This window comes from Staphylococcus sp. HMSC34C02 (genome assembly GCF_001838705.1).
GTDB classification, from domain to species: domain Bacteria; phylum Bacillota; class Bacilli; order Staphylococcales; family Staphylococcaceae; genus Staphylococcus; species Staphylococcus borealis.
This window is the reverse complement of sequence record NZ_KV838573.1, coordinates 1-5485: the sequence shown is the minus strand read 5'-3', so window position 1 is coordinate 5485 and position 5485 is coordinate 1. Positions and strand designations below refer to the sequence as shown.

General features: G+C 29.7%; 4 protein-coding genes. All 4 read right to left on the bottom strand.

Annotation, left to right across the window (positions count from 1 at the left end; all coding sequences use genetic code 11):
- Nucleotides 1-39: 39 nt before the first annotated feature.
- Nucleotides 40-741: an HAD family hydrolase gene (locus tag HMPREF3239_RS05615; protein ID WP_053031088.1), complete on the bottom strand. Its 702-nt coding sequence runs from the start codon at nt 739-741 to the stop codon at nt 40-42.
- Nucleotides 742-1342: 601 nt separating this feature from the next.
- Nucleotides 1343-2041, bottom strand: a complete 699-nt coding sequence (locus HMPREF3239_RS05610; protein WP_256323742.1) for a Fic family protein — start codon at nt 2039-2041, stop codon at nt 1343-1345.
- Between the two features lie 86 nt (nt 2042-2127).
- Nucleotides 2128-2595 carry a hypothetical protein gene (locus tag HMPREF3239_RS05605; RefSeq protein WP_176747953.1) on the bottom strand — a complete coding sequence of 156 codons (468 nt, stop codon included), beginning with the start codon at nt 2593-2595 and terminating at the stop codon, nt 2128-2130.
- Nucleotides 2596-3979: 1384 nt separating this feature from the next.
- Nucleotides 3980-5056, bottom strand: a complete 1077-nt coding sequence (locus tag HMPREF3239_RS05590; protein WP_070855001.1) for a branched-chain amino acid aminotransferase — start codon at nt 5054-5056, stop codon at nt 3980-3982.
- Nucleotides 5057-5485 lie beyond the last annotated feature (429 nt).

The following is a 5485-nucleotide window of genomic DNA, read 5'->3' as shown; positions in this document are numbered from 1 at the left end:
GAATTCAAAAGAATTCTGTCCCGCTCCCTTTTTATAACCTTATTTATTTTCACTATATTGTTTTAAGACTTCGGGCACACTTACCGCTGTATCTATAATCACATCAGCGTCGACTAACTCTTCTTTTTTAGCAATGCCACTCAGTACACCAATTGCTAAACCTAATTCAGCATTTACCTTTGTCTTCATATCATTATTCGTATCACCAACAATCACTACATCTTTAGGTTTCACGTCATAGTGATCAAACAATGGATTAAGTACTGCCGGATTGGGCTTTTCAGCAGCATGTGTTTCTGTTGAAATCACTAAGTCAAATGCATCTTTTGAATTTGTATCTTCTAAAAACTGCAAGACGCCTTTTCTAGAATCACTTGTAACTATACCAATTTTATAGCCGTCTTTTCTCAATGATTGAATCATATCATATACACCATCAATCCAGTTATTCTCTGGCACACGCGTATCGACAAGGGATTGACTTGTATTACGTGTCCAAGTTGAGACATCTTTACCAACAACGTTATTGAAAGCTTTAATCATTTCATCTAGTGAGCCTGAACCCATCACAGAATCAGGAACAATTGCATCATCGAGAATACCCAATTGTCGATGCGCAACTTCTTTATCGGCGACTGGGTATTCATCTAAAAGACTATCTACTAATCTTATGCCGATTTTCTCCCAACTCTTGTCAAACTCAATTAACGTCCCGTCTTTATCAAATAATATCCATTCCATTTACACAACACTCCTATAATTCGTAACTTTAATGCTTCTATTGTAATACAGATTTTCGTTTTAGACTTAATAGAACGATTTACAATTCCAATTCCCAATTATTTAGTATATGTATCTGTTAGACGTTTATCTTGGGGCTTCGGATGTATCATGTTATATCAACAATTTGCAATGAAGTTGAATCAATTATATATTTTCAAAAAAATAAAAATTATCATGCTTTCAATTAATATGGTTATATAAAGTTCACCCCGAAAATTAGATTTCAATCTAACTCTCGGGGTGATGATTATTGTAAAAATAATTATTTAGGTTCGCCATGTACTAAAATACTACTAATAAAGTCAATCGCTTTTTTAATGAAACCGAATACGTCTGTCATTGGATTTCACTCCTTCATTAATATTTAAATTACACTTTTATTGTAAACACCTGAGGATACATTTGGCGTTTATTGCGTAATTGCCTATTAATGATGCGTATTTGTCTGCTTATATATTTAGTTTGTAGTGTGATGCATTGTCAATAATTCTTGTACGTAACTGTCTTTCACCTCGTAAACAACAGGATTACTTTTTAACTTAATTAATTTGTTTTCATATTAGTTTATGACTTCATTAACTTTATTTCTTGAGTAGCCAACTATGTTTTTTACTTCTTTAATACTAATTCTAGAGTATTTACTTCCAAATATTTTGTCTTGAAGTAATATAAAAAGAACATTTAAATCATATTTATTTAATGCTTGTTCATTAAGAGACTGAGTAAGTCTTGTAATGATGTCTGTATTATTTTCAAACGTTTCTATAATATTATTTTGTCCTTCAATAAGTAATTGCATCATATCATCAATAAAATTTGTTATTTCACCTTTATTAAAATAATCAGATGCTTCTTGAAATGCTTTATAATATTTATTTTTATTATGATTTACGACGTATGAAAAAGTGAGTGCTGTAAACGAATCCAAGTTATCATTAAGTAATTTGGCTAAAATATATCTTCCTACTCTTCCATTTCCATCATAAAAAGGATGTATGTACTCAAACATATAATGACTAGCTAATATTTTATAAATACTGGGTGCTTCATAATGTTTAATAAAACTTAATAAAATGGTTAGATATTCATAAATTTCTGGTTCATTAAATTCATTTCTATGAACCCATTTACTTTTAGCATTGTCGTAGACACCGATAGAATTTTTTCTAAACAAATTTCCATCTGGTAAATCTTTTTCTATAATTTCACAAGCAACAAGAGCCTGGGACATAAATAATATGATGATGCTATTTTGCAAATTCGCAGTAGCTGACTGAACTGAAAATGTGCTTAAATCAAGCTTATTTCAGTTCTAGTCACCCTTGCGGGGGTGGGACGACGAATTTAAAAAGAATTCTGTCCCACTCCCTTGATTTCAACGTCATCATTTTCAATCATAATATATTGATTTACTAATCCATCAAAACGCTTATTCTCACCTTTTGTTTTGTTCAGTGACGCAGCAATCTCTTTTTTTGTACTTTTTATATTTTCAATTTCATTTGTATTTTGGAGTTCAGTGATTAATAAATATTTAATATATGCTTCATTCGCGACTTTAGCCAATGCTGAGGAAAGTTGTTTAATTCTATCTGAGTTTTTTAAGACCTTTTCAAGGTTAATGCCTAATGATCGATTTAGAATAAAGAATAAAGGATACTCTGCGTCTCTTTGTTGTTTCTCGTCCTGAATTGGATGAATAACAAAGTCGGTAACATAACTTGAATAACTATTTAACCGCATATTATATTCTGTTTCTACATTATCCCAACCATACATATGAAAAAGCTTTTTAAGTGTTTTATATTCCACACTATGCACCTTCTTACTTATCATATATTTAAGTATGCTTTTTATGATACTAATATTATACATAATACGTTATATATAAAAGTATGATCTTTAATTTGAATAACACCATGCTTAAAATATAATATTAATCCCTCCAACATGTCTGTACTTTAAACATAGATGAATTAAAGAAACTATAAATAAAACTGATTATATAAAAATGTTTAATTCATATTTTTAATATTTTATGTTATTTTTATATTTACAAACAATGTTAAAAACATTAGTGATCATAAGATAATATATACCTAAAGATAAGAAATGCCTTTTTTCGCTAAATATTTGTGTAACCTAATGATTTAATAAATCAAACTTTCTTATACAGTATTTATTAATATATGTCATATCATTTTTGAATGGTTGAAATTCAATAGTTGAGATTTTCATGAAGGGTTGCATAATATATGTCAAAATCTAAATTGAGATTAATTCTAAATATTATATATTTTGGATCAATCATACTACTTTGTATTTTTATGTGGATAACAGATATTCATATTCTTACAAATATTTGGGGAATTATACTTTTTTGGACATACATTTTCATTTTTCAATTTATAATCGATCACTACGCACCTAAACAGAAAAAACATGATGATGATAAATAGCTATATATACTTTGAGTTTTTAAAATTTATCAAAAAACTGCATAATTAAAATGTGGGGAATTTCTAAAATGACTTAAAAATGTAGGGATGTCTATGATGAAATACAGAATAATTGCAGGTGTTATATTTTTAATAATACTAATTGTTGCTACGTTTTATGTTCAGCCAATGCTTACTTTAGATAATCAATTATCAAATTTAATATATATTTTAGTATTAGTTATAATTGGTGCTGTATTAGGCTATATCAGTCGGCGTTTAGATGGGAAATAGCTAATTACTGTTTCGAGATCTACCAAATTTATAACGATCTCCATTTAAAAACATTTTCTTAATGATGCTAAAGGAGAGATTGATAATGAAAAAATATCAAATAGCCTTAACGATTAGTTTGGTATTATTGAACATGTTCTCAATTATTTTCATCGCATTTTTTCATATTCCATATGGTAAGACCATTTTCTATTCTCTTTTCTTAGTTATAATTATCGTTTTTTTCTTTATAGATAAGAAAATTAAGAAAGATAATGATAAAAATTGAACAAGTAATACATTAAAATTTAAATAATCAAATCTTTAAGTTCCAAATATTTAAGTCCATAAGGTCAAAGTATTCAATTATCTAGTCGCTTATTTTAGATATCATTCAAAAAGCATAGACTCAAGCCATCACAATTGAATAAAATAAAAAGCTAGAAACCTCAATTACTTGAGATTTCTAGCATAATAAACATACCTTATTTATATTCTGGAACAACGACTCTCCAACCATGCGTATCTTCTAATTTACCACTTTGGATGCCAGTGTATGTGTCATATAATTTTTTAGTAATTTCGCCAGGTTCGTTATTGTTGATGACGATTTCTCTATCTTCATATTTTAAAGTACCTACTGGTGAAATCACGGCAGCTGTACCTGACCCGAATACTTCAGTCAATTCACCTTTGTCGTATGCTTCAAATAACTCATCGATTGATACTTTACGTTCTTCAACTTCATAGCCTAACTCTTTCGCCAATTCAATGATTGATTTACGTGTAATACCTGGTAAGATACTACCATTTAAAGCAGGTGTAACTAATTTACCATTTTCAACGAAGAAAATGTTCATACTACCAACTTCTTCAACATATTTTTGTTCTACACCGTCTAACCATAACACTTGGTCATAGCCTAAATTATTAGCATTTGTTTGTGCTAGTAAACTTGCTGCATAGTTACCTGCTACTTTAGCAAATCCTACGCCACCACGTACGGCACGAACATATTCATCTTCAACGTAAATTTTAGTTGTTTTTAAAGTGTCTCCGCCGTAATAAGCACCTGATGGAGATAAAATGATTAATAATTTATATTGATGAGATGCTCTTACACCTAAGATACCTTCAGTGGCAAATACAAATGGACGAATATATAACGATTGGCCTTCGCCTTCAGGTACCCAATCACGTTCAACGTCTACTAATTGTTTTAAACCTTCTAGTAATAATTCCTCATCTACTTTAGGCATTTCTAGACGTGCTAATGAATCATTGATACGTTTGAAGTTTTGATCTGGTCTAAATAATACAACTTCGCCTTCATGTTTATATGCTTTTAAACCTTCAAATACAGCTTGTCCATAATGAAGACCTTGTGCAGCTGGTGAAACTTCAAATGGTGCATAAGGAACAATTTTTAAATCATGCCAACCTTGATCTGCATCATAATCAAAACTTAACATGTAATCTGTGAAGTATTGACCGAATCCTAAATTACCTTCTGGTTTTTCTTTAAGCGCGTCGCGTTGTTCAAATTTTACTTTTTCTGACATGATGAAAGCCTCCTAAATCATTCTAAGTTAATAATAGTATATTAAATTATAGCAATCTCATAATGGTGATTCAATAAATTTTCTAAAAATTCAAACTAAATACCAATTGTAAACCCTTATTTCAAAAATAACATACTTTAATAATGAATTTAAATCCATCTTCGAAATTGAGAATTAGCCACTTAGAAAAATGTAAAATGAATAATAGTACATAGTTGCATGCACACACACTTACGTAAGAAGTTCTATGACAGATTACAACGTGTAGTCATAAATACCTATATTGAACATTAATGAAAGGCAGTTGAATGACGCTAGAAGATTACGAAACAGAGTTGCGGAGACTCCTAAGGAATCTTTAATTTTAATGAACCTATGAGCAATAGCTCTTAGGTAAGTAGTTCTAAAATGGGTAATGGAACGTAGTTG

Bases quoted from the DNA above. Each gene is read 5' to 3' on its own strand.
- HMPREF3239_RS05590 (WP_070855001.1), bottom strand. From the start codon at position 5,056: ATGTCAGAAAAAGTAAAATTTGAACAACGCGACGCGCTTAAAGAAAAA.
- HMPREF3239_RS05615 (WP_053031088.1), bottom strand. From the start codon at position 741: ATGGAATGGATATTATTTGATAAAGACGGGACGTTAATTGAGTTTGAC.